Source organism: Spirosoma sp. KNUC1025 (assembly GCF_045160025.1).
Classification (GTDB): Bacteria; Bacteroidota; Bacteroidia; order Cytophagales; family Spirosomataceae; genus Spirosoma.
In genome coordinates this window covers 3,177,627-3,202,533 of sequence record NZ_CP087139.1, presented here as the reverse complement: position 1 = coordinate 3,202,533, position 24,907 = coordinate 3,177,627, and the positions used below count along the sequence as shown (strand labels likewise).

Here is a 24,907-nt window from a genome sequence, read left to right as displayed (position 1 = left end):
GAACATCATGAAGAAATTGATAAAGACGTTGCAGGCTGCGGTGCTACTACTGATCGTAGCGACTTCATGCAGTGACGACATTACCTCGATTAACTCGAACCCCAAAGCGTACCAAACGGGCAGCGTTCCGGGCGAAACGTTTTTCAGCAATGCTACCCGGAATCTGACCGACGCTGTTACGTATGGGTTTACGTTCAAACTCATGGCGCAGCAGTTTGCCGAAACCACCTACTTCAGCACCACGGCCTACAACCTGGTTGATGTGGGTAGCGGTTTCTGGGTATCGATGTACCGCGACGTACTGCTCGATTATAAAGAAGCCAAAACGATCATCACGAGCAAGCCGAGCCTTTACCCGGCCGTAGATCAAAACAAACTGGCGATCATCGAAATCATGGAAGTGTACACGTATTCCATCATGGTCAATACGTTCGGCAACATTCCGTACTCAGGGGCCGCCAACACCGGTTTGAAATCGCAGGCGTTGAATCCGGACAATCTTACGCCCGCCTACGACGAGGCTGCAGCCATTTACGACGATTTGTTCGCGCGTCTGGATAAAGCGGTTTCGCAGCTAAGCACCAGCGCCGAAAGCTTTGGCAACGCCGATTTAATCTACAAAGGCAACGTAGCGAGCTGGATTAAATTTGCCAATACGCTGAAGTTACGAATGGCTATGACACTGGCGGATGTTAACCCTGCCAAATCGAAAACACTGGCGGAAGCGGCTGTGACGGCCGGGGTATTCAAGGCTAACTCGGATAATGCTGCACTCGTTTATCTGGCTACTACGCCCAACACCAATCCAATCTGGGTAGGGCTTATCCAAAGCTCACGCGAAGATTACGTTGCGTCGAATACCATGATGGATATGCTGAAGGCGTCAAACGATCCGCGTATCCCGCTTTACTATACGAAAGATAACGCAGGTGGTTATTCCGGCGGTATTTATGGACGGAGTAACGCGTTCATTACGTATTCGAAGGCAGGTGCCGCCATGACAGCCACTACTACGCCCGGCGTACTGCTGTCGTACGACGAAACAGCGTTCTATCTGGCCGAAGCCGCAGCACGCGGGTATTCGGTCGGTGGCACAGCCGAAAGTTTTTATAATGCAGGCATTACGTCTTCCATTCTGTATTGGGGTGGTACGGCCGCAGCCGCTACGACGTATCTGGCCGAGCCAACCGTGGCGTTTGCCACTGCTATTGGTGCGACTCCGTTGCAGAAAATTGCCCGGCAGAAATACCTGGCTCTGTTCAATCGTGGGCTGGAAGCCTGGACGGAATATCGTCGGTTTGACTTTCCGACGTTCAACGCCCCTCCTATCCCTCAGGGCGATTTCCCGCTTCGGTATACGTATCCGAACTCGGAGCAGAATGCCAACATCGCCAACTATACGACGGCGGCATCAGCCATTGGTGGCGATAAATTAACCACCAAAGTTTTTTGGGACACCAAATAAGGAAACGCCTACCGTAACGTTACGAAAGACTGCTCTCACCGGCAGTCTTTCTTTTTTCATCGGAAGGATGCCCTTACCAGACTGAGCGTTTTTTTCGTTAAATCTGCGTATCATTGATACCGCATGTCACGAAGATATTTACTCCTAGCTTTGCAGCTGTTGGTTGCGCTTTCAACCGTAGCCCAAACCCTTCCTATTCTGAATCAGAACCCGGCGAACCTACGCTGGTATCGGTTATCGACGCCCCATTTCCACGTACTTTACCCCGACGGGCTGGATTCCACTGCCCAACGAACGATCAATCGGCTGGAAAGTTTGTACGAATCCGGCAGCGCTTCGCTCGAAAAACAGCCCAGGCGCATTTCAATAATTCTTCAGAACCAGACTACCAATAGCAACGGCTTTGTTACGTTGTTTCCACGCCGGGCTGAGTTTAATGTGGTTGCTCCACAAGACCCTGGCTTACTTGGTACGTTCAACTGGCTCGATCTGCTGTCGGTTCACGAATTTCGGCATGTTGTCCAGAATGATAAAGCCCTGCAAGGTTACGGACGCGTACTCTATACGTTACTGGGAAATACAGGTTTACAACTGGCCCGGCAGACCGTACCGGACTGGTTTGCCGAAGGTGATGCCGTTAGCAACGAAACCTTACTGAGCGAAGCCGGGCGCGGGCGTATTCCGAATTTTAACCTAGGCCTGCGGGCCAATTTGCTTTCAGACTATCGATACGATTACCCGAAAGCCGTTTGCGGTTCCTTCCGCGACAACGTACCGGATCATTACGTGCTTGGTTATTTCATGACCACCTACCTCAAGCGCACATACGGCCCGGACGTCTGGAGCCGGGTGCTAAACCGTAATTACCGAAGATTTCCGTGGCCATTTGCTCTTTCGGCCAGCATCCGGGATGAAACCAGTTTACGAACGGAAGAGGTGTACCGTAAAACCATAGACGATTTAACCGAAATCTGGCAGCAACAGAAGCAGGACGCAAGTCTAACGCCAGCCACGTTTTTTCCGGTAAAGGTCGAAAAACAGCAGTCGGCGCATCCCGTTTTTACCAACTATCAGTATCCGCAATTCCTGACCGACTCGACCGTGCTGTGCGTAAAAAGCGGTTTGGGTGATACGCCCCGGCTGGTTATCCTGAGAAAAGGTAGGCCGGAAAAACAGATTTTTGTCCAGGGATTCACGAACGACCCAAGTTTGCTATCGGCTACGCCTGCCAACGTCTGCTGGATAGAATTCGGTTATGATTCGCGTTGGGGCGCCCGCTTGTATTCCAACGTACGCATTCTCAACCTGAAAACCGGCAAACTGACCCGGTTAACCCATCGGGCGCGGTACACGAGCGCGGCTCTCTCCCCCGACAATACTAAACTCGTGGTAGTTGACAATACGGACCGCTACAAAACCCGCCTGCTGATTCTGGACGCAAAATCGGGCAAACTATTGAGTGAAATCCCTAACCCCGACAACGTTTTTTACCAGCATCCCCGCTGGCAGGCCGACAATCAGCGTATCGTAACGGTCATGCTGAAAGATGGGCAGAAAACAATCCGGCAAATCAACGTATCGGACAACAGCCATACGGATTTGCTGCCACTGGCCAACGAGAATATCAGTAATCCGCAGCCATGGGGAAACTACGTATTCTATAATTCGCCCCGCTCAGGCATCGACAATCTGTATGCCGTAGACACGCGGTCGAAACAGGTATTTCAGGTAACCTCGCGGCCACTGGCGGCTTACCACGCCACTATATCGCCATCGGGCACCCGGCTGGCTTTTGAGGATTTTGCGGCTACAGGTTCACGCATTGCAGATATGACGCTTGCCCCGGCGAGCTGGCAACCTGTTAGTGAGCCTGTTCGGGAGCTGACTCCGCGCTATTTTGGGCCACTGGTAAAACAGGAGCCAGGTTCGGTACTGGGGCGTCAGATTCTGGGCAATGATTCACTACGCATTACAGCCTATCAGCCTGAGCGGTTTCGTCGGCTGGCTCATGCGCTCAACATCTACAGTTGGGGACCCGTTTTCAGCAGCACGGGGCAAGCGTTAACCGTTGGCCTGAATTCACAGGATTTGCTAAGCACTACGCAGGTAAGCGTTGGCTACACCTACAATCAGTCTGAGCGGGCGGGAAATGCTTATGCCCTCCTGAGCTATCAGGGACTGTTTCCCATCTTCGACCTGAGTTTTCAGTCGGGCAGCCGACGGACCTCCCTTTATATTGATAAAACCCTCCCGCTGGATAGCCTGCGGACGGATCGCTGGCAGTACAATCAACTTACGGCGGGGGTGCGTTTGCCTTTCCAGCTGACCAATTCCAAATACGTTCAGGGCATGAACCTATCGGCCTACTACAATTACCTGCGTGTAACGGGCTATGACCTGCCCTATCGCTACGTAACGGAAGTGGGTGGACGAGGGGCGCTTAACGCCATAACATATGGTTTTAGCTATTCACGACTCTTGCGGCAAAGCAAACGTGATGTAGCACCACGCTGGGGACAGACACTTTCTGTCAACTACCGAAACACGCCTTTTGGCGGTTCGTTGACGGGCGAACAATGGAGTGTGCAGACAAATCTGTTTTTTCCTGGTCTGGCCAAACACCACTCACTACGCTTCCGGGCAGGTTATCAGCAGCAGGCGCAGGGGACGTATCAGTTCGGTGCGCTCGTGTTTTACCCACGCGGTCAGTCCTACGTCGGTGATGATCAGATTGCGGCAGGCAGTGTCGAGTATCGGCTCCCTATTGCTGATATGCACTGGTCACTAGGGCGCTGGCTGTACGTACAACGAATCAAAGCCGGTGGCTTCTACGATACGGCGCAGGGTCAGAGCAGCGTTGAAGTACGAGACATATACGGACGACTTCGCGGCTACGAAACACAACGAAACCGGTATCAGACCACTGGTCTCGACGTATCGTTCGTGTTCAACGTTCTCCGGATGCGTACCTCGTTCGAAGCCGGATTCCGCAGTATTTATAACCTCACTACAGGGCAATGGCTACTACAGCCGCTGGTGATTGATATTGGATTTTAAGGAAAAGGGAGAAGGCAGAAAGGAAAAGGTATAGGAAATTACCACTTATTCACCTTTTCCCTTCTGCCTTCTCCTTTTACCCCTTATAAAATACCCATTTTGAGAGTTCGCGGAAGGAGGTTTTCTTGCCGTACATCAGAATACCCACGCGGTAAATACGGGCGGCAATCCAGGTTGTGCCCACAAAACCCAGCACCAGCAGCGCCATCGACAGGGCCAGTTGCCAACCAGGAACCCCAAAGGGTACCCGTACCATCATAACCACAGGCGAGGTGAACGGTATCATGGATGTCCAGAATGCCAGCGGGCCATCGGGGTCACGAACGGCGATTTGGGCAAAAGCAATGGCTGCAATGATGGGCATCATGATCGGAAACATGAACTGCTGCGTTTCGGTCTCGCTATCGACAGCGGCACCAATGGCACCAAACAAGGCACTGTAGAGCAGATATCCGCCAAGGAAGTAGAACAGGAAACAGGCGACAATCAACGAGATAGGTAGCGTTTCAACGGCTTTCATGATTTCGTTAACCGGATTTTTGGCAGTAGCCATTTTCCGCTGAACATCCTGCTGTCCCGGCATTCCATTCATGCGGGTCGTCACGGTTGTCTGGGCCGTTTCCTTCGACATACCAATAATTTTTGATCCCACCGTTATCAGCCCGACTGTCAATATGATCCAGAGCATAAACTGGGTTAGACCTACCAGGGCAACACCGATAATTTTACCCAGCATGAGCTGGAACGGCTTCACTGATGAAATGATTACCTCGACAATACGATTGGTTTTCTCTTCCATCACACCCCGCATGACCTGCGTACCGTAGATGAGGACAGAGATGTAAATGAGGATGGCACAGAAGCCGCTAATGATGGTGGTGGCAATCCCATTGCTGCTTTTTTCACCCGAATCGCTCATGCTGATGGTCTGCGCATCGACGTTGACTTTGGCATCTTCAATGATCCGCTGCGTAATACCCGCCCGCTCCAGCTTGATGGTTTCGATTTCTTTCGAAATAGCTCGCTCTATATTACTTTGCAGAGCCAGGCTGACGCTTTTTTCGGCAAAAATCTGCACGGTTTTCGGGTATTCGATTACGTCTTTCGGAATAAAAACCAAAGCGTTATATCCCTGCTTGACGAAGGTTTTTTTGGCATTGGCCAGTGATTCATTCGGAAAGGAAAACTCTGTTTCGTCGTCGTTTTTAAACTTGCCGACAAATCGGCCGCTCTCATCGACGACGGCGATTTTTTTCTGATTGATCGAACTGACAGCCGCCCAGCCAATAATGGCGTAGAAGCCAAAGATCAGCACGGGCCCCAGTATCGTCATTATAATAAACGATTTTTTACGTACCCGGACCAGGTATTCACGCTTGATAATCAGAAAGATCGTGTTCATAATTTCAATGATTGAATGACTGAATTGTTGAATGATTGAATTATAGAACTGGACTCCTTTTGCTACGTCCATTTAACCGCAACGGCGGTCCGCAATTCAATCACTCGATCATTCAATCATTATTTTCTCCTACGGTTTTGATGAAAATATCATTCATACTCGGGATGTTCTCGCCGAATGAACGGATGGCTACTTGATCGAGCAGATGACGAATCAGTTCGTTGACAGATGCATCCGGCGGAATTTTAATATCGACACGCAGAAATCCGTCATCTGTCGGACGTGTCGAGAGTATTGCAAACGCCGACGGCAAGTCAACCAATTCGCCCTGATACTCAACATGGTACGTATTGGTTTTAAACTGCTCCTTGATCGCCTTCTTCGGACCGTCGAGCACCTTATGCGACCGGTTGATAAGCGCAATATAATCGCAAAGCTCCTCTACGGATTCCATCCGGTGGGTTGAGAAAATTACCGTCTTACCGTTATCGCGCAACTCCAGAATTTCGTCTTTGATGAGGTTAGCATTGATTGGATCGAAACCTGAGAAGGGCTCATCCAGGATAATCAGATCGGGCTCATGCAGAACGGTGGCCACAAACTGCACTTTCTGCTGCATGCCTTTGGAGAGGTCCTCAACGTGTTTGTTCCACCAGGTTTTGATATCGAACTTGACAAACCAGGTTTTCAGCTTCTCCATGGCCTGCTTCTCGCTCAGCCCCTTCAGTTGCGCCAGATACACCAGTTGCTCACCTACCTTCATTTTTTTGTACAGACCCCGTTCTTCGGGCAGGTAGCCTATGCGCTTGATATGTTCGGGTTTCAGGTGTTCGCCCGCCAGCAGCACCTCGCCTGAATCGGGCGCCGTAATCTGGTTAATGATGCGAATGAGCGAGGTTTTTCCGGCCCCATTGGGTCCCAGCAAGCCAAAGATACTGCCCTGAGGTACAGCCAGACTTACGTCATCTAAAGCGCGATGTTGAGCGTATTGTTTGACAATGTGGTGCGTTTCAAGAATATTCATTTAGTTCAGGTAAAACCGATGGTTGTGTTCAGAAGTCCCAAACTTCCGCTTTTTGTTACACAACGCCAATTAAATTACGGACGAACAGCTAATCTATCTGTACAGACGGTCATAAAAAAGCCACGACCCGCCGGGATTGTGGCTTTTTACGATAAAATAAAAATTCAATCAGGCTTTTACGACAATGGTATTGGCCCATTTATCACCAAATCGTTTGCCGTCGCTACTGAATACCATCAATGCGTCAATAATGCCGAAAAGGGGAATTATCAGCGGTACCTGCCGCGTAATAGCTGTACCATAATCACCCAGCAGACTGGCACCAGAATCTTCTTTGACGGCTTTGATGCCCATTAACTTTTTCCCAACGCTTTGTCCGCCCAGAAAACCACCCGTGGCGGGTAAGGCATCTTTCGTGAGCATATAGGCGATAGCGATGACGTACCCAATCATTCCTAAATTACGGGAAAGCGCAATTAATATCATTGCCGGCACATAAGCCACAATACCATCAATAAATGCAGCAACGAATCGTTGTAAAGGAGTTGCCTTCACATAAGTACTTACGGGGACGGGGGTATACGTGGGTTCCACAATCATAAAGGTTTAGGTGAAACAAAAAAGACAAATAACGTCCCTAACCTACGAAATCTCCCCTGAACCTCAATGCATTCCCGGCGAAACAGATTGTGCTTTATTAAACGGTAACCTCATCAGTTTCAATGGGCTGCGTTCTAAATTCGCCTTCCCACTTAGAAATGACGCAGGTAGCTACAGCATTGCCCGCTACGCTCGTTGCCGAGCGACCCATATCGAGTACCTGATCGATCCCCAGCAGCAATGCCAGACCCTCGATGGGTAAGTCAAACAGCGACATTGTACCGGCAATAACGACCAGCGATGCCCGTGGTACACCCGCAATCCCTTTGGAGGTAATCATCAGGGTGAGCATCATCGTTATTTGCTGCTCGATGGTAAGCGGTACGTGGTAAGCCTGCGCGATAAAGGCCGTCGCAAAAGTCATATACAGCATCGACCCATCCAGATTGAATGAATACCCAAGAGGCAGCACAAAGGAAATAATCCGTTCTGAACAGCCGAACCGACGTAATGCTTCGATGGTTTGCGGAAACGATGCCTCCGAACTGGCCGTACTGAACGAAAGAATAACAGCCGAACGAATTTCCTGAAGCAAGGCAATGTAGGGAATCCGCACCACCAGACATATCAGGGCGAGCACGACGAAAATGAAGAAGAGTAATCCGCCAAAGAAGCACAGAATCAGGTAAGCATACCCCGTCAGAATACCCAGTCCCTGTTTGGCTACGATGGCTGCGATAGCACCTAATACTCCAAATGGGGCAAATGACATTACGTAACTGGTGATTTTGAACATGATATGCGACAGCGCGTCCAGGGCTTTGATCATAATTTTCCCTTGGGCACCAACCGACCCTACTGCCACGCCAAAGAAGATACTGAATACCACAATCTGAAGAATCTCATTTGTGGCTAAGGCATCAATAAAACTGGTTGGAAATATATGTTCGATAAATCCGTCAAACGTCAGTTTCTTGGCTTCTACTCCCGTATCGGTTCCTTTGGCAGGTAACGGTAAACTCATGACCTCACCTGGTTTCATTACGTTCACCACCAGTAGCCCAACAATCAGCGACAGAATGGTGGCAAAATAAAAATAAGCCAGTGTTTTCAGGCCAATTCGGCCAACCGTACCAAAATCACCGAGTTTGGCAATCCCAACAACCAGCGTAGCAAAAACAAGTGGCCCGATAATCATTTTGATGAGCCGCAGGAAAATTTTGGACAGGACGTTTAGATCGGCCCCCGAAAAACCAGAACCAGTATCCGGAAAAAAATAACCGATGGCAATACCGAGCACCATGCCCAGAAAAATACGTGTTGTCAGGTTGGGAAGTTTCATGCAATAAGATTAGTACCGTATTGAACAAAAGTAATGGAATCCGGTCAGTTCAGAAAGTTCGTATATATAGATTAAACGGCAGCGAATCAGCCGATCAACATCGCATCTGGGTAAATATAATCATTCATCTGCTTTTTTTATTAGCTATTTTAGGTCATATGATGTAGTTTACACATTAAGCCTGAGTTGCTTAACGATAATACACTCAATGGCTCCCCGAAGCCTTAAACCAACGACGATAGATGGGTTTACGATACGCAAACTGCAACCACAGCAATGGATACATTAAATAATCGGTCAATAAAAAAGGCGTCCGAAACGTAACATCGTCGACAATAATCGTCTGCTCACCACCAGTCTCATCCGAGGAAACACGTACTAACCGATGGCGATGCTCCCAGAAGGAAAGGAAAAACGGCAACTGGGTTCCTTTATCAACAAAGTAAATTTCGTCAGGGGTAGTCTGCTGGTCGATTATCAGGCTAACCCAATCCTGTCGGAATAGTAAAAAATTCAGTTGGAGATGCACCACATCCCCGCGCAGACAACCCTCAAACCGAATTATCCTGACAGGTGGAAATGGGGGGCTAAGTTGTTCAAATAAGGTTCGATTAAAACCATCCCAAACGGTAGCGAGTGACTGGTTAACCTGGGTTTTAAGAAGAAGATGCATGGCAAATAATTGGATTGTGAGGGTAATAGGAGAGTATTTTTTGCCTTTTGCTAAAAAAAACTACCGTAAAATTGATAAATCCAGGAAAGAAGTCGAATTTGAATCTCTATTTCCGATTTCCTCTAAATCGGATTGTCAAATTCTCAATCTGTTTATGTGGCGACTTACCTTTAGGTTCGCTTATCTTTTATTAATTGGATTACTCGGTGGGGTAGTTTCGTCAGTGGCGGCTACACCCGAACCAGAGTATCTTACAGTGCGAAATGGCCTGCCTCAAGGATACGTCAATTCGATGCTTCAGGATCAGCATGGTTTTATCTGGCTCTCAACACGCGATGGCCTTTGTCGCTACGATGGCGTACGGTTCCGCATATACGCCCACGATCCCCAGCAAGCAAAATCGTTGTCTTTCAGCAGTTTATATGAGATAAAAGAAAACAACCAGGGTAAAATCTGGGTACGTACAGAAAATAATAACATAGATTGTTTCGATCCGGTTACTGAACAGTCGAAGCGCGTTTCCAATACAAGCTGGTTTCGGCAGGCGCTGGGTCGTGACCAGCTCGCCGGTATTTACCCTGATTATTCAGGCAATGTATGGGCGATTACACAAACCAATGGATTTTTCCGGTTAAATGCCAACGGCACAGTCTCGCACCGATATTGGGAGCGGCACGGCGATACAATCCAACGGGCCTTCCACGCGCTTCTTTTCGACCGGCAAAACCGCCTTTGGCTGGCTGCGCGCGATGGCCTGTTCCGGTATGATGTGCGTTCGGGTCAGTTTGCAGGCTTTCGGGTAGCTCAGGGTTTACCCCAAAATGAAGTGTATGCTTTGCATGAACGGGCCAATGGCGAACTGCTGCTTGGGTTTTCAGGGCGGTTCGCCATTTTTGACCCCAACAGCGGCCGGGTTCGAAAGGTGGTTACCTTGCCCGGAAATCCAGCGAATATACCTTTGTTTGCGCAGGACTCCAAAGGCGTCGATTACGTTAATCAAACCCGCTATACGGATCAGAATGGCCTGGTGCCGCTCCTAATCAGTCGGACGGCAAATCTGTTAAATGTGATGGATTCAAAGCTAGCCCACTTCACTGCCCTGTCATTGCTGGTTGACCGGACCAATGTACTCTGGCTCGGTCTGAATGGCGACGGAGTAATCAAATACGATCTGAATGAGAGCTTGTTTCAAACCTGGCCTTACGTCGGCAAGTTTCAGACAGACTGGTTAACACAACAATATAACGTACCACTCGCGGCTATTCCAGCGCCTATTCTGCAACAATCGGCCTATGATTTACGCTACCGGTTCGATCGAAGTAATACGTTGTGGATCAGCAGCGAAAAAACCGTTCCGTACTGGTACGATGCCGCTCAGCGCCGGTTTATGGCAGTCCCGCCAACAGGTATTGAGCCTCGCTGGCTGCCTCCCGGCGAGCCGTTTCGGCTTACAACCATAGCCACTGGAAATCAGGGCGAGATTTGGGGTTTACTAGCACCACACAATCAGGCCGTAGTTCGCTATAATCCCAGCCAGAAAAATTTTACCGCCTTTCCCCTGCCCCTGCCCAACAACAACCCCTACGTTGTTCGCGACATGATCGTCGACGGCGGGCGGGTGTATCTGGCCACCAAAAATCACGGCTTACTCCAGGCGGACCTCTCCACAAAACGGCTGCTGCACTGGCAAAGCGGAGGACAGGGGGCTGGTATGCTTCCCGATGATGCATTGCTGTGCCTGGCTCAGGACCCCGTTCACTATAATTACCTCTGGATCGGTACATTTGGCCGGGGCCTTTGCCAACTGGACAAATTGACGGGCCGGATACGTCAGTTCAGCATGAGCCAGGGCTTGCCGAACAACGTTATCTACGCCATACGTCCCGACAAAAGCGGACATCTTTGGTTAAGCACCAACCGGGGCCTCTGCCGGTTTGATACCCGAACCTACGAAGCCCGAAATTACACTGCCGACGACGGACTTCCGAGCGACGAATTCAACCTGTTACACGAGGTAACCCTGCCTGATGGGCGACTGATTTTCGGTGGGGTGAATGGGTATACAATTTTCGATCCTAAACGGATTCGGGAAGATGCGTTTCGACCAATTGTAGCCTTAACAGCGTTACGTATCAATAATCAGCAGGTCAATGCGACAATGCCCGGCTCACCGATACGGGAAGATATTAATGAAACCCATGAGATTGTATTAAGCCACGACCAGAACTTCTTATCCATTGATTTTGCCGCTCTGGAGTTCAATCAGAGCCGTAAAAATCAATATCGGTACAAACTCACGGGTTTAGATAACGACTGGATTTACAGCGGTAATCAGGCCACAGCAACGTATACGAACCTGCCGCCCAAAACGTACACATTCGTTGTCAATGCTTCAAATACGTCGGGCATCTGGAGTCCGTACAATCACCATTTGCAGGTAGTCATCAAACCACCTATGTGGGCGACCTGGTGGGCTTACTCGGGCTATGCCTTACTGCTATTAGGAATACTTGTTATTTATGTTCGGGTACGTATTCGGCGAATGCATCAGCGAAGTGAGATGAGGCTCCGTGAACAGGAAACGTCGCAGTTGAAGCACCTGGATGAAGTCAAATCACGCTTCTTTGCCAATATTACGCATGAATTCCGCACGCCCTTAACGTTAATTATTACCCCGCTGGAGGAGGTATTGAACGAAACACCTAACTCACCTTTCCATAATCGGCTGGGACTTGTTTACCGGAACGCGCACCGGCTGCTGCGGCTTATCAACGAATTACTTGATCTGGCAAAACTCGAAGCCGGGAGTCTTACCGTTACGCCCACTCCCGCCGATCTACCAGAGTTTGTGGAACGTACCATGCTGATATTTACTGACGAAGCGCAGCGTAAGCAAATTCACCTGCAACATGCGAACCACCTGAGTCAGCCCATGTATTGGTTCGACTCCGATAAACTTGAAAAAATCCTAACCAATCTGTTATCAAACGCGTTAAAATTTACGGATGAGCGTGGCTCAATAACCGTTTCTATGCAATCTGAACCCGTTATTTCCAGACTCGATGCACCAGAGCCTGTTGACCTTATTCAGTTGAGTGTGCACAATACAGGACCAGCCATTCCTCCTCATAATCTGCCCCACGTATTCGACCGGTTTTATCAGGCAGATCAGGTAGCCGATGGCCCTGTAAGTGGTACAGGTATTGGGTTGGCGTTAGCCAAAGAGCTGATTGAAATGATGCAGGGATCTATTTCCGTACAGAGCGACCCTATCCTTGGCACTACATTCACGGTAGACATTCCCTGTCTCCAGGCACGTACTGACCCAGCACAGATTACAATTGGCGACGTAGCCGCATCTGACTCAGTTATCAGGCAGGGTTTTGCTAAACCCTCCTCCATCAATCAGGATGCCCCCTGGATTCTGTTGGTTGAAGATAACAATGACATAGCCGGCTACGTAATGAGCGTCTTGTCGGTTGAGTGGCAGGTTCAACGAGCGAGCAATGGCCGGGAAGGTGTTGAAGCAGCCTTAACCAACGGCCCCGACCTGATTATCAGCGATGTGCTGATGCCTGAGCTGAACGGATATGAACTTTGCCGCCAGCTTAAAGCTAATCCTGCCACGAATCACATACCGATTTTACTACTGACGGCCAAGTCGGCCGTAGATAGCCGCCTGGAAGGATTCAAAGCCGGCGCCGACGATTATATTGCCAAACCTTTCCAGGTTGACGAACTGCGGGGCCGGGTCCGGAATCGGCTTGAACAACTACAGCGCATCCGTCAGTATTACCGAACCCAGTTACTTCGTCAGGGGAATTTGCCTATCACCAGTCAGGACCCGGAGGATGCCTTCATGAACCGGATATATTCCATTCTCGAAGCTCGACTCGACGATCCATCATTTGGTGTTGAACCACTGGCGCTGGCTATGGAAATGAGCCGTATGCATCTCAACCGAAAAGTGAAAGCCATGACTGGCCTTACACCCGTTGAACTCATACGGATGATTCGCCTGAAGCGGGCTGCTGAGTTGCTGCTGACGGGTGTATCTGTATCCGAAGTGGCTGATCGGGTGGGATTTGATACCCCGGCTTATTTTTCGAAGGTGTTTAAAGATCAATTCCACCTAACACCCTCTGAGTACATCGATAAAAATCGCCACGAAATGGTCTAAAAAAATAGGATTAGTTACTAATAAGGTAACTTTCCTGACTTTGCCAGCCGTTGCTTTATACAGCAATTCGGCTGGCATTTTTTATTGATTAGTACGTTCAGCTAGTCTTATACCCGTTTTTTTCTGTAGAAAACCGTGAAACAAGTAATCTATTCATGGCTTTTAATCGACATTTTTTTATAAATTTTATTTCTATTTTCTGCATGTTACAAATTTTATAGCTTGTGTTACGAAAGAGCAAGATATCAGCAAAACGGAAGTATAGTATTGTACTGTCATTACTAACCAACTACTTCACTCATGTCGTTTCTAAGCTTTTCAGTCCGCACGCAAAACACAGAATGGCCTCCACTCAAACTTTATCTGCGGGAGTCAGGCCGCCAGGTTTTTTCAGTTGATGATTTAGTCTATTTACAGGCGCTTGCTAATTATAGCTGGCTCAACTGGGTAGATGGCCGGCGTATGCTGATGCCACGAACGCTGAAATATTATGCACCCAAATTGCCAGCCGAATTATTCATCCGTCTCCACCGTAACTGTGTTGTTAATCGTCAGTTTGTTGAACGTCTCGAACGTACTGAAACAGGCGGGTTAGTCCATTTATCAACGGGAGAGGTTCTGCCAGTTTCACGCCGTCGCTGGAGTTTGGTTCGACGTCAATTGGCAAACAACAAACCGTACATAAACTAACGTTCGACATTTACTTTTACTACTTAAAACGTCCTGATCAAGTATGGTCAGGACGTTTTTTTATAGCCTCTCCTTAAGCCCAATCTCCGCCCCGAATAATTCTGTTGGCAATGACACTTAGACAGTCGCTGTGTTTCTGCTCTAATAAACAAATCGAAGTGCCCGATTAATGAAAGTATTACTTTAATTACCAATCAATCAAGCTAGTGCTTATAAGACAACAATCGTATAGCTATCAATCATTAAAAACTTGTTAGTCTACGTGTGGCCTTGCTCAAAAAAGCGTATTATCGGATTATATTCGCTCCGGAATCAGTGTCGTGAATCGTGTCAATACGTAGCGTCCTCATAACGACTATATATTTTAGTCGGACCTGCTATCATCTCTGGTAGGTACAGTCATCTTTAGTCGAGATGATTGATATGTGAATGTCAATTGCAGAGCGATTTAGGGCTAACATTATAGACATTGTTACCTCTATGTGTTTTTTCGACCCTAACAGATGAAAATATTTACACTATTTACCTTTTGTATGCGGTAAAATTCATAAATAAATTGCTTGCTGATTTTGTCTATACCAAGCTTAATTCCCGCAAAATGAACTCTATACGCATAAAAATTGGCTAAACGATTCTAGCAGTAAGGTCACTGTCAATACCCGACAAACTAAATAGGAATAATCAACAATAGTTATTTAAACAGGGTAAGTAGATGAAAGTTGAATCATTCGGACTGCTTATTCTTGTTAAGAATTGAAAAAATAATGGTATTAAATCAAGATTTCAACTATTCTAAACTATATGCTTAGCACGACCAACACACCCAAAGCAGACTCATTTCGGCACGTTAGCTATCTGTGGGACGACGCCAAAGCTGCCCAATTAGAAGGCGATGAAGTAGGTCTGTTGATCTACCGCTCGAATCTATTGGGAGCTGATCTACGACTGACTAATTACGGCGGTGGCAACACTTCCTGTAAGGCGATGGCAGAAGATCCACTCACAGGCAACCTTACAGAAGTGATGTGGGTTAAAGGCTCTGGGGGTGATATTGGCACGCTTAAACGTAGTGGGTTGGCAGCCTTGTATCTGGATCGGCTGCGTGCTCTAAAAAACCGCTATCGGGGCCTTGCTTTCGAAGATGAAATGGTAGAGCTATTCAATCACTCTATCTACGATCTAGCTTCCAAAGCACCATCTATCGATACACCCCTGCATGGTTTTCTGCCTTTCAAACATATTGACCATTTGCACCCTGACGCAGCTATCGCCATAGCCGCAGCCAAAGATGGCAAACGTATTACCGAAGAATTATTCGATGGGCAAATTGGTTGGGTCGATTGGCAGCGACCGGGCTTTGATTTGGGTCTTCAACTGGAGCAGTGCGTAAAAGAAAATCCGGGTATACGAGGCATAATGCTCGGATCACACGGTCTCTTTACGTGGGGCGATACGGCCTATGAAAGCTACGTAAATACGCTGGAGGTAATCGAACGATGCGCCGAATATCTGGAAGAAAATTACGGTAAAAAAGGCCCAATTTTTGGCGGTGCAAAACTGGAAAGCCTGCCGCAGAACCAGCGGTTGTCGCAGGCTGCCTTGCTGGCACCGGTACTCCGGGGACTGGCTTCTGGCCAGAACCGCATGATTGGCCATTTCACTGACGACGCTCGCGTACTGGAATACATAAACTCCAATGATCTCGAACGGTTGGCGCCGATGGGTACTTCCTGCCCTGACCACTTTCTGCGCACGAAAATCAGCCCGCTGGTACTGGAATTGACACCCGGCGAGGATCTAACCAACGTAGCAGACCTGAAAGCCAAACTCGCTCCTGCGTTTGCTGCTTACCGGGATATGTATAAAGCGTATTACGAGAGCTGTAAGCATCCGAATAGTCCGGCCATCCGCGACTCAAATCCGGTTGTTATTCTGTATCCGGGCGTAGGTATGTTTACCTTTGCCAAGGATAAACAGACAGCACGGGTAGCAGCTGAGTTCTACATCAATGCCATCAACGTAATGAATGGTGCTGAAGCGATCTCGGAATACACATCCTTGCCGCGTCAGGAAGCTTTTGACATTGAGTACTGGCTCCTGGAAGAAGCCAAACTCCAGCGTATGCCGAAGCCAAAACCGCTGTCGGGCAAAATCGCTCTCATCACAGGCAGTGCTGGTGGTATTGGGAAAGCTATCGCTAAAAAATTCGTGCAGGAAGGTGCCTGCGTTGTGCTGAACGACATTAACCAGGAGCGACTGGACGGCGCTAAGGAGGAGTTTGTAAGCGCCTTTGGTAAAGATTCAGTAGCTACTACCACCCTGAACGTAACGGACTGGGCCAGTATTGAAGAAGCTTATAAAGCAGCTTGTCTGGCATTCGGTGGCGTGGATATTGTGATCAACAATGCTGGTATCAGTATTTCGAAACCCATAGCGGAACACAGCATCGAAGAATGGGATCGCCTGTATGATATTCTGGTGAAAGGTCAGTTTATGGTGACGAAAGCGGCCGTAGACGTAATGCGCAAGCAAGCGCTCGGTGGCGATGTCATTAATATTGTCTCTAAAAATGCCTTGGTAGCTGGTCCCAACAATGCGGGTTACGGCTCAGCAAAAGCGGCACAGCTTCACCTTAGCCGCCTGAACGCAGCCGAGTTGGGCGCTGACCACATTCGGGTTAACACCGTTAACCCTGACGCCGTTATCTCCGACTCAAACATCTGGGCCGGTGGATGGGCCGAAGGGCGGGCAAAAGCCTATGGCATAACGGTCGAGGAACTTCCGGCTTATTACGCCAAGCGCACCCTTCTGAATGAAATTATTCTTCCCGACGATATCGCCAATGCCTGCTTTGCTTTTGTTGGTGGTTTGCTCAACAAATCGACCGGTAATGTGCTGAACGTAGACGGTGGTGTGGCCATGGCTTTTGTTCGATAAAAACTGGAGAGAGGGAGGATGCAGGAAAGGGATGAGAGGGGAAAAATAGTTCCCTCCTCTCCTTTTCCCACTCATCCCATTTCTCCTTCCTCCCTTATTTCTTATGCAACTCGATCCTAATTCCATAGCCGATTTTAATCAGCGCCAGCTGGAAAACCATCAACGCAAGCTTTCTTTCTGGACGCAGGAAGTTGCCACTGCGGAGCCTATTATTCAGAAACTGATTGATTTCCAGATTGCCATTCCTAGTTGGGCCCTGGGTACGGGCGGCACACGCTTTGGCCGCTTTGCGGGGGTGGCGAACCACGTAGTCTGGAAGAGAAGATTGCTGACGTAGGCCTGCTTCATGCGCTTAACCGGGCGAGCGGAGCCATATCGCTGCACATTCCCTGGGATATTCCGACCGATGCTGAAGCCATTAAAAAACTGGCGGCTGAGTATGGTCTGGCTTTCGATGCCGTTAATTCCAATACGTTTCAGGATCAGCCCGATCAATCATTAAGTTATAAATTCGGCTCGTTACAGCACGTCGACGCTGCGGTACGTCAGCAGGCCATCGACCACAATATCGACGTTATTCGTCATGGAGAAGCACTTGGCTCTAAGGCGTTGACTGTCTGGCTGTCCGATGGTTCGTGCTTTCCGGGCCAGTTGAATTTCCGGAAAGCGTTCAGCCGTACGCTCGACAGCCTAAGCGAAATTTATGCTGCTCTTCCCGGCGACTGGAAGATGTTTGTGGAATACAAAGCCTTTGAGCCTAATTTTTATTCCATGACCGTTGGCGACTGGGGCAGTAGCTTCCTGTATGCCAGCAAACTGGGTCCAAAAGCCTACACGCTTGTCGATTTGGGCCACCACCTGCCTAATGCAAACATCGAACAGATCGTCTCTATTTTACTGAACGAGGGTAAACTTGGCGGCTTTCACTTCAACGACTCCAAATACGGCGACGATGATCTGACCGCAGGTAGCATTAAACCCTACCAGTTATTTCTGATTTTCAACGAATTGGTTGATGGCATGGATGCGCGCGGTATGAATCATGCGACGAGTCTGGGGTGGATGATCGATGCCAGCCACAATGTAAAAGACCCTCTGGAGGATTTGCTACAATCGGTTGAAGCAATTCAGTTAGCGTATGCACAGGCACTCCTGGTTGACCGGCAGGCACTGGAAGAAGCCCGCGAAGCCAACGACGTAGCGCAGGCTCAGGAAATCCTGCAGGATGCCTTCCGCACGGATGTCCGGCCACTGGTAGCCGAAGCACGTCGCCGGGCGGGTGGAGCCTTACAACCCCTGGCTCTCTATCGCCAACTAAATGTACGCCAGCAACTTATTGGCGAACGCGGAGCAAAAACGATCGCAACGGGACTTTAACCCAATGATGAATTATGAATGATAAATGATGGCATCGGTTCACATCTATCATTCATGACTCATCATTCATCATTCATCATTTATGACGCCCGTAATAGCCATCTTTGATATTGGAAAGACCAATAAAAAACTGTTCCTGTTCAATGAACGATATGAGATTGTCTGGCAGAAATCGGAGCAATTTGAAGAAAGTACAGACGACGACGGTTACCCCTGTGAAGACCTGAGCAAACTCAGCCAGTGGATCAGTACGTCGCTGGATCAGGTATTGGCGCTTCCAGACTTCACCATCCGGGCGTTGAACTTTTCAACCTATGGTGCCAGTCTGGTTTATCTGGGCGAAGCCAATCAACCCGTTGGTTATCTCTACAACTACCTGAAACCATTCCCGGATTCTGTCCGAACACAGTTTTATCAGCAATATGGCACCGAAGCGACCATGTGCCTTCAAACTGCTTCACCTGCCCTGGATAGCCTCAACTCGGGCTTGATGCTTTACCGAATCAAGCATGACAAACCGCAGTTGTTCAGCCAAATCCGGTATGCGCTGCACCTGCCGCAATACGTCAGTTTTCTGATAACCGGTCAGGTAGCCTCCGACGTAACGAGCATTGGATGCCACACAATGCTGTGGGATTTTTCGAAGAATCAGTACCATTCCTGGGTATCGTCCGAAGGGCTCGACCGCTTGTTAGGCCCCCTTTCCACATCCGATAGTGTTCAGGATATCAGCTGGCAAGATCATTTGCTCAAAGTAGGTGTGGGACTGCACGACAGCTCTGCCGCTTTGATACCGTATTTAGCGTCGTTTCGGGAACCGTTTGTGCTGATCTCGACCGGCACCTGGTGTATTAGCTTGAATCCGTTTAATGAAAGTCCCTTGACGGTCGAAGAATTGCAGTATGACTGCCTCTGCTTTCTGCATTATAAAGGGAAGCCCGTAAAAGCATCGCGCCTGTTTGCGGGTTATGAGCACGAACAGCAGGTAAAACGGCTGGCCGAACATTTTCAGACCGACCTGAATTACTACCAGACGGTTGCATTTGATCCGGATATTATTCAGCAGTTACGTAACCATCGGGCGGGGGGTGATTTCCACGAAGTAAAGGCACCTCCATTGCAGGAATCACTATTTAGGCATCGCAATCTGGCTGATTTCAATACGTACGAAGAAGCTTACCATCAGTTGATTCTCGATATCATAGCCCAGCAGCTTATTTCAACCAATTTGGTTCTGGCCAATTCGATGAATGGGCAGTCTGCCGTCAAGCGAATTTTTGTCGATGGGGGTTTCAGCAAAAATCCAATCTATATGAACTTGCTGGCAGCCGCTTTCCCGGAATTAGAGGTGTTTGCAGCATCAGTAGCCCAGGCTACGGCGCTCGGAGCCGCTCTGGCCATACATCGTCACTGGAATGCACACTCTATTCCCAGCGATTGCATCGCGCTTCAATACTACGCCCCTTCTCAGCAAATGGTCCTGTAAGAGTCACAAGGCTGTAAACATTCGCGTTCTACAGGGGTTCAAGTACAGACCAATGCGATTGACTGTTCAATCGCATTGGTCTGCTTATGCAATCAGCACCCAGCTTAGCGGCCAAAACCCTTGAAGCTCACGAGCAATTGAACGAAACGTACGGCGTTCAGGACATTTATGGCCGTGCAGATCCGATGCACGAGCTGATCGGGACCATATTGTCGCATCGTACCACCCATGCCAATGAAGTGACGGCCTACCGTACTATGCGCGAGCGATTCCCGACCTGGGAACAGGTTCGCGATGCGCCATTACCTGACTTGATCGATGCTATTCAAACGGCTAACTACCCTGAAGTCAAAGCGCCGTATATTCAGAATTTGCTGACGCACCTTTTCCGGGAAACAGGTTCGGCTAATATCGATTTTCTGGCCGATCTGTCTACGGAAGAAGCGATGGCCTGGCTGACCGCCCTGCCCGGCATAGGGCTAAAAACAGCCACGCTTCTGTTGCTTTTCAATTTTCAGAAGCCTGTTTTACCCGTCGATACGCACGTTCATCGCGTAACGCAGCGGCTAGGTCTGATTGGCCCGAAAGTTAGCGCCGAAAAAGCGCACAGTATATTGCTTGCCTACCTACCCAAAGATCCGAGCGTGCTGTTCAATTTTCATAAGCACTTTTATTGGCACGGTCAGCGTATCTGTACATGGTATGACCCCAAGTGCGGTGAGTGTTCGCTACGTAGCATGTGCGACTTTTATCAGTCTGGCCGGACAACCGTATTGAGCAGTACACCTGTACGAAAGCCTGTTAACCAAAACAGGCCACGCGATTGATTTCGCGAAGCCTGTTCGTTTGCTACAAAAATATCAATAGATTTTCTGTTACTGTAATGCCGAATCTCCAGATTCGGGCGTAGGAGCCATAATTCACGTTAGTTACTCCTTCTTCCCGTACTTCCGCTCATAAAACGCTTTTGACTGGCCGACCCAATTATCCCGCTCAATACGGCCAGGAAAAAATTCGATGATTTCGTTTACCTTATGAATATCTTCCTTTGTAAAGTTGGCAATCTGCCGGAACGTGTAAATCCCCAGAATGTGCAGCTTTCGTTCCAGAAAGGGCCCTACCCCAACAATGTCTTTCAGGTCATCGGCTTCTGAAGCGGCCGCCCGCCCGATCCGGTCGAAATTGAGTTCCGACGCACGGGCTGCAATCCGGTTTAACACAATTGTTTCGCGATCGTCAGCGGGGGCCGATACTGTTGGTGCTGATTCTACTACAGGCCCTTTTTCAATTTTTTCGATTATTTTTTCTTCTATCGGTGGAAATTCGAGGGTCGAGCTGATGGATGGCAACGTATCATCGGCAAACGATAAGGGTTCTGCAATGATAGGCGTTGGTGTATCATCGTGCGAATAAGCGGGCAGCAGCGGGTCGGTCGATACGAATAACTGGGGCGTTTCGATGGCAATTTCCGGTTCATCAACTTCGTCAGCCTGAACAGGCGTTGGCTGCGTTGGCATTGATCCAGTTGCTGATCGGCCGCTCGCCAGTTCAGCCCGGCATTTTTCGAGTTCAGCTTTTTTATCCGCCACTTGCGAGCGCAGATCACTAACCCGCCCCGACCGAACCAATCGGCCTAAGAGCCAGCCAATAAATGCCGCAACGGCCAGTAGCAGCAGCATTTCGGCAATAGCCACCGGGCTACTAAAAGGATCTAATCCAAACATAGTACGCTTGTTTTAAAGATTGGTATTGTTTCAGACGACGATTTCAGGGGCGTCTTCACTTATTTTTCGCTAGTTCGGTAGCCTGACTAACCCATCGATCTCGCTCAATACGGCCCGGGAAAAACTCAATTATGTCGTTTACTTTATCAATATCGTCATGGTTGAAACTGGCAATCTGCCGAAAGGTGTAAATACCAACAGCATGTAGTTTTCGCTCCAGAAACGGCCCAATTCCGACGATCTGCTTGAGGTCGTCGGCTTCATCAGCCGTTGCCAGTCCAATCCGGGTAAAATTGACTTCGCCGGCCCGCGCCCGGATACGATTCAGAATAATGGTTTCTTCACTGTGGGCATCGGGAGCAAGCCGCGCCTGATGACAGTCATCAACCGCATGACCAATGCTGGCGAGTTCGCTTTCGAGCTGGCCAATCACCTGCTGCCGGGATACATACCCAATTATAAAACCCAACACACCAGCCACGACCAGCATCAGTACATGCTGCATCTGTGCATCGGGTAAGTTGAGGGGGTTCAATTCAAACATGATTCTGACAGTTTAATTTTTGTTAGATAACAAATCGCGCCGGCCAAAGAAACCGAATTGGCTCGCTGAAATGGTGCGCTAAACCTGACACGGTTTATGTTGCACTACGTATTACTGAACAACGACGGTTACGCGCCGATTGGCTTTACGTCCCGAAAGCGTTTTGTTATCGGCCTTTGGTTCGGTTTCCCCTTTGGCATTGACTTCTATCTGGCTTGACTCAATACCTGATTTACGTAATTTATTTTTAACGTCATTGGCGCGGTCACGCGACAAACGCATGTTCGAATCTTCGGGGCCGGTATTATCCGTATGGCCGGTCAGCAGAAGTTTTTTGTCCTTATGAGCCGCCAGAAACTTTACCGCTTCGTCAAAAAACTTCTGTGTCTCGTCCGTTTTGATATAATTCGCTTCCCCAAGCGGGAAATATAGATCAATTGGTTCAAAGACAGATGTATATTTCTGTGTTTCAGCCAGTTCTTTCTCCGAGATTGGCTCATTCATAACGACCAGCGTTGTTGAGGGTGTTGACGATGAAGCCGGTTCGGCTCCGCCAAAAGCGAAATCAATACCGCCATAGAGTGAATCACCTTTCGTAGTAAACGGCAGATTACGCTCTTCTCCTTTCGTGCTGATCGACTCCGCCGGTACGCCCTGCTGCACCAGATATTGCTTTAGTCCTTCGGCGCGAGCCAGTCCCAAACTCGAAAAACTGGTTTTATTAACTTCGGCTGGCGAATAATACCCAACGATTTCGAGCGTTCGGCCGGAATTGTCTTTCAGGTACCTGACCATCGATTCCAGTGATCCGCCCAACGTATTCATGTTGGCATTAGCCCCCGACGTAGCAAAGCTGAAATGCCCGGGCAGTTCGAGCCGAAAACGGTTGCCATCAGCGATGGCATATACATCGGCACCCGCGGGTGTTGTTGCTAACGGCTCATCGGCCGAAGCCGTAACAGGCTGAGCGTCATTGGCGCATAGCTGTTTGATTTTGCAAACATGCCACCAGGTTGATCCGGCCATCCAGAGAATGAGCAGAATAATCCAGGGAGTTTTATTAGTCATAGGTAAGATAGACGATTTACTAAGTCTTAAATCGGAACTACTCGTTAGACGCACATACGCGAAAAGGTTGCTCAAAATTAAGGGCAAGTGGTATAAATGCAAGATTGTCAACATTTGAGACAAATCTTTTAATGGTTTTATTCACTAGAACGTATCGGTTAGGCCATTGTCTAACCAAAAATTACGTTCGCCCTCCTTCAATAGGCACGTATCTGGTTAACTTGCCATTAGATACAACCCGTGGTTTTCCACGTAACACCGGCCAGTCCGTAGATTTTATGCTTATTGACCTTCGCAGTGATACCATCACGCAACCGACGCCCGCTATGCGCGAGGCTATGTTTTCGGCACCTCTTGGCGACGACGTACTGGGCGACGACCCAACCGTAAACGCGCTCGAAGCCAAAGCCGCTAGCCTCTTTGGTATGGAAGCCGCTTTATTTTGCGCATCGGGTACCATGACCAACCAGCTCGCCATCCGTACGCATACACGCCCCGGCGACGACGTAATCTGCGACTACCTTTCCCATGTGTATCAGTACGAAGGGGGCGGTATTTCGGTAAATGCCCTGGCGTCGGTTAGTTTGGCGCATGGTGAACGGGGAAAACTTACGCCCGACCTTATCCGCGACTATATTTATAACCCAACCGATGCACACAAGCCCATTTCGCGGCTGGTGGTGCTCGAAAATACCGTCAATAAAGGCGGAGGATGTTATTATACGATTCCCGAAATTTCCGCGATCCGGCAGCTTTGCAACCAACAGGGACTACTCCTTCATCTCGACGGTGCCCGCTTGTTCAATGCACTCGTCGAAACCGGTGAACCGACCGAAGCGTACGGAAAACTGTTCGACTCGATCAGTATCTGCCTGTCAAAAGGACTTGGGTGTCCGGTAGGGTCGCTTCTGCTCGGCAAAGCCGATTTTATCCGGCAGGCAAGACGCTTTCGGAAGCTAATGGGAGGGGGCTGGCGCCAGGCAGGGTTTCTGGCGGCAGCCGGTATCTATGCCCTCGACCACCACATCGACCGGCTGAAACAGGACCACTCCCGCGCCCGTAAGATTGGGGCGATGCTTGAAAAGATCCCGGAAGTAGAAGAAATCCTGCCAATCGACACGAACATTGTCATTTTCAGGCTTCCTGAAACAATACTAGCCGCAGATTATGTTAATCAGTTGGAGTCCAAAGGTATTCGCGGTATTTCGTTTGGCAAACATTTAGTACGCTTCGTTACGCACCTCGACTTTACCGACGAACAATTAACAGAAATGGAAAAACTTCTGAACCAAGATTTTATCAGGATTTAAAAGAATACCAGGATTGGCTAACGCGAAT

At 48.9% G+C, this 24,907-nt stretch carries 16 protein-coding genes and 1 pseudogene; 9 read left to right on the top strand and 8 right to left on the bottom strand.

Annotated features, from left to right (window positions below):
• Positions 1-7 precede the first annotated feature (7 nt).
• Together LN737_RS13850 and LN737_RS13845 are read left to right on the top strand one after the other, a co-directional pair.
• The gene (locus tag LN737_RS13850; RefSeq protein ID WP_405519754.1) at positions 8-1,465 is read left to right on the top strand and encodes a SusD/RagB family nutrient-binding outer membrane lipoprotein; all 1,458 of its coding nucleotides are present in this window, start codon (positions 8-10) and stop codon (positions 1,463-1,465) included.
• A 123-nt stretch (positions 1,466-1,588) separates the two neighbouring features.
• On the top strand, positions 1,589-4,522 hold the full coding sequence (locus tag LN737_RS13845) for a hypothetical protein (protein ID WP_405519752.1): 2,934 nt from the start codon (positions 1,589-1,591) through the stop codon (positions 4,520-4,522).
• A 76-nt stretch (positions 4,523-4,598) separates the two neighbouring features.
• On the opposite strand, the gene LN737_RS13840 is transcribed toward LN737_RS13845, so the two are convergent.
• The 5 genes from LN737_RS13840 to LN737_RS13820 all read right to left on the bottom strand — a co-directional run bounded on the left by LN737_RS13840 (position 4,599) and on the right by LN737_RS13820 (position 9,563).
• Complete coding sequence (locus LN737_RS13840) at positions 4,599-5,924, bottom strand: ABC transporter permease (RefSeq protein ID WP_405519750.1); 1,326 nt, start codon at positions 5,922-5,924, stop codon at positions 4,599-4,601.
• A gap of 112 nt (positions 5,925-6,036) precedes the next feature.
• Positions 6,037-6,948 carry an ABC transporter ATP-binding protein gene (locus tag LN737_RS13835; RefSeq protein ID WP_405519748.1) on the bottom strand — a complete coding sequence of 304 codons (912 nt, stop codon included), beginning with the start codon at positions 6,946-6,948 and terminating at the stop codon, positions 6,037-6,039.
• 168 nt (positions 6,949-7,116) lie between these two features.
• Positions 7,117-7,548: an RDD family protein gene (locus LN737_RS13830; protein WP_405519746.1), complete on the bottom strand. Its 432-nt coding sequence runs from the start codon at positions 7,546-7,548 to the stop codon at positions 7,117-7,119.
• Between the two features lie 97 nt (positions 7,549-7,645).
• Positions 7,646-8,890 (bottom strand): dicarboxylate/amino acid:cation symporter, encoded by a 1,245-nt coding sequence (locus tag LN737_RS13825; RefSeq protein WP_405519745.1) that lies wholly within the window; start codon positions 8,888-8,890, stop codon positions 7,646-7,648.
• A gap of 205 nt (positions 8,891-9,095) precedes the next feature.
• Positions 9,096-9,563, bottom strand: a complete 468-nt coding sequence (locus tag LN737_RS13820) for a hypothetical protein (RefSeq protein WP_405519742.1) — start codon at positions 9,561-9,563, stop codon at positions 9,096-9,098.
• Positions 9,564-9,717: 154 nt separating this feature from the next.
• Between LN737_RS13820 and LN737_RS13815 the strand changes: the two genes are divergently transcribed.
• From LN737_RS13815 to nth, 6 genes and pseudogenes are all read left to right on the top strand, one after another.
• Positions 9,718-13,743, top strand: coding sequence for an ATP-binding protein (locus tag LN737_RS13815; RefSeq protein ID WP_405519741.1), 4,026 nt, complete (start codon positions 9,718-9,720; stop codon positions 13,741-13,743).
• A 300-nt stretch (positions 13,744-14,043) separates the two neighbouring features.
• Positions 14,044-14,433: a LytTR family DNA-binding domain-containing protein gene (locus LN737_RS13810; RefSeq protein ID WP_405519739.1), complete on the top strand. Its 390-nt coding sequence runs from the start codon at positions 14,044-14,046 to the stop codon at positions 14,431-14,433.
• A gap of 801 nt (positions 14,434-15,234) precedes the next feature.
• Complete coding sequence (locus LN737_RS13805) at positions 15,235-17,370, top strand: bifunctional aldolase/short-chain dehydrogenase (protein ID WP_405519737.1); 2,136 nt, start codon at positions 15,235-15,237, stop codon at positions 17,368-17,370.
• 103 nt (positions 17,371-17,473) lie between these two features.
• Positions 17,474-18,747, top strand: a pseudogene (locus tag LN737_RS13800) (sugar isomerase).
• Between the two features lie 82 nt (positions 18,748-18,829).
• Entirely contained in the window at positions 18,830-20,233 is a 1,404-nt protein-coding gene (locus LN737_RS13795; protein ID WP_405519735.1) for an FGGY-family carbohydrate kinase, read from the top strand.
• A gap of 86 nt (positions 20,234-20,319) precedes the next feature.
• A complete protein-coding gene (gene nth / locus LN737_RS13790) occupies positions 20,320-21,060 on the top strand; it encodes an endonuclease III (protein WP_405519733.1) in 741 nt (246 codons plus the stop codon).
• A gap of 102 nt (positions 21,061-21,162) precedes the next feature.
• On the opposite strand, the gene LN737_RS13785 is transcribed toward nth, so the two are convergent.
• The 3 genes from LN737_RS13785 to LN737_RS13775 all read right to left on the bottom strand — a co-directional run bounded on the left by LN737_RS13785 (position 21,163) and on the right by LN737_RS13775 (position 23,569).
• Complete coding sequence (locus LN737_RS13785; protein ID WP_405519731.1) at positions 21,163-21,957, bottom strand: hypothetical protein; 795 nt, start codon at positions 21,955-21,957, stop codon at positions 21,163-21,165.
• A 55-nt stretch (positions 21,958-22,012) separates the two neighbouring features.
• Positions 22,013-22,501: a hypothetical protein gene (locus LN737_RS13780; protein WP_405519729.1), complete on the bottom strand. Its 489-nt coding sequence runs from the start codon at positions 22,499-22,501 to the stop codon at positions 22,013-22,015.
• A gap of 111 nt (positions 22,502-22,612) precedes the next feature.
• The gene (locus tag LN737_RS13775; RefSeq protein WP_405519727.1) at positions 22,613-23,569 is read right to left on the bottom strand and encodes an OmpA family protein; all 957 of its coding nucleotides are present in this window, start codon (positions 23,567-23,569) and stop codon (positions 22,613-22,615) included.
• Positions 23,570-23,847: 278 nt separating this feature from the next.
• Here LN737_RS13775 and LN737_RS13770 point away from each other — a divergent pair, with 278 nt between their 5' ends.
• Positions 23,848-24,879: a low specificity L-threonine aldolase gene (locus LN737_RS13770; protein ID WP_405519725.1), complete on the top strand. Its 1,032-nt coding sequence runs from the start codon at positions 23,848-23,850 to the stop codon at positions 24,877-24,879.
• The last annotated feature ends 28 nt before the right edge of the window (positions 24,880-24,907 follow it).